Origin of the sequence: Bifidobacterium sp. UBA6881 (assembly GCA_002451435.1) — a bacterium.
GTDB lineage: Bacteria > Actinomycetota > Actinomycetes > Actinomycetales > Bifidobacteriaceae > Bifidobacterium.
Genome location: DKCF01000052.1, coordinates 18,623 through 20,020 on the forward strand (window position 1 = coordinate 18,623; position 1,398 = coordinate 20,020).

General features: G+C 61.9%; 2 protein-coding genes. One reads left to right on the top strand and one right to left on the bottom strand.

Annotated features, from left to right (window positions below):
* Positions 1 to 46 precede the first annotated feature (46 nt).
* Positions 47 to 769, bottom strand: a complete 723-nt coding sequence (locus tag B3C64_RS04480; RefSeq protein WP_291534021.1) for a lysophospholipid acyltransferase family protein — start codon at positions 767 to 769, stop codon at positions 47 to 49.
* A gap of 51 nt (positions 770 to 820) precedes the next feature.
* Here B3C64_RS04480 and B3C64_RS04485 point away from each other — a divergent pair.
* Positions 821 to 1,398 (top strand): hypothetical protein (locus tag B3C64_RS04485; protein ID WP_291534022.1); only part of this gene is annotated, 578 nt, incomplete at its 3' end.

Genomic DNA, 1,398 nt, shown 5'->3' on the forward strand with positions numbered 1-1,398 from the left:
CATTCGCGTTATCATCGCCGCAAGGGGCGGCGGACGACGGGCCGGCCTACGCCTTTGCCTCGGAAGCGGACGTCTCGGACGCCGCGGCCTGCTCGGCCTTCAGACGTTCCTTGACCTTCTGCGCGTATTCGTCCACGTATTCCTGGCCGCTCATCCGCTGGATCTCCATGGTGACGCGATCGGTCAACGAGCGCAGGTCATCATGGGTGATCTCATCGGCGGCTTTCTTCTCCACCGCGATCGGTTCGCCGTAGATCACCGTGGACTTGCCTTTGTTCGGAATGACCTGCCCCGGCACCTGCAGTTCGCGTGAGCCGATGATGGCGGTGGGGACGATCGGGCATCCGGTTTCGAACGCCAGACGGGCCGCGCCGGTATGCCCTTTGTACAGGCGTCCGTCGGGGCTTCGCGTGCCCTCGATGTGGATGCCGAACAGGTGGCCGTCCTCGAGGATCTCACGCGCGTGGTTCAATGCGCCGAGCGATTTGGAACCGCCGGAACGGTCCACGGGGAAAACGCCGACGGAGGTGAACCACCATTTCTTGAACTTGCCTTTGATGCCTTTGCCTTCGAAGTATTCGGCCTTGCCCATGAAGTGGATCATGCGCGGGCAGGTCAACGGCAGCAATGCGTCATCGATGACGGCAAGGTGGTTGGCCGCGATGATGGCTCCGCCTTGGCGAGGAATGTTCTCCAGCCCTTTGGCCGTCGGTCCCAGACGGTGGATGGCGATCGGTCCCAAGCCCTTGACGAAAAACCAGTAGAGCATGCGCACGCTCCTCCCAACGGATTGGCATCCGTTTGAATTACAGTTATGGGTATGACTGACTTCAACAATAGCAATGCCGACGAAGAACGGCCAGACACCACGCCGCAGGATGGCGCGGCAGCATCCCCTTCATCCTCCGACGCCTCGGATCTGGATTCGGCGTGGGCGGAGTTCGCGCGGGCGCACGCGGATGACCTGCAGGCCGTGGAGGGCTCGCGCAGCGCCAAACGTTTCGAGAAGCACGCGCGGCGTCAGGAAAAGGAGGCGCTGCTGTCCATCAACGATTTGGACCAGGGCACGTTCACCGATGATGTGCCGCGGAACCGCGGGCCGCGTGATTTCACCGGTTCGAGCTGGCTTGACACCGATGACATCATGAACCGGTACGGCGATGATTTCGTGCCGCCGAATCCCCGGATCGGCCATGTGCGTGTCTCGAAGCTGATTTTCTGGATTCTGCTGGTCGTAGGCATTGCGGGCGTCATCGCCTCGGTGTTCGTTCCGGCCTTGGCGTCAATACTAGGCTCCATTTTCGGTGTGTGCGCGCTGCTCGGCGCGGCCGGATTGATCGTGCAGCACAAGGGTCATTCCCAGACACGCACGGACGAATTCGACGACGGCGCGAGGGT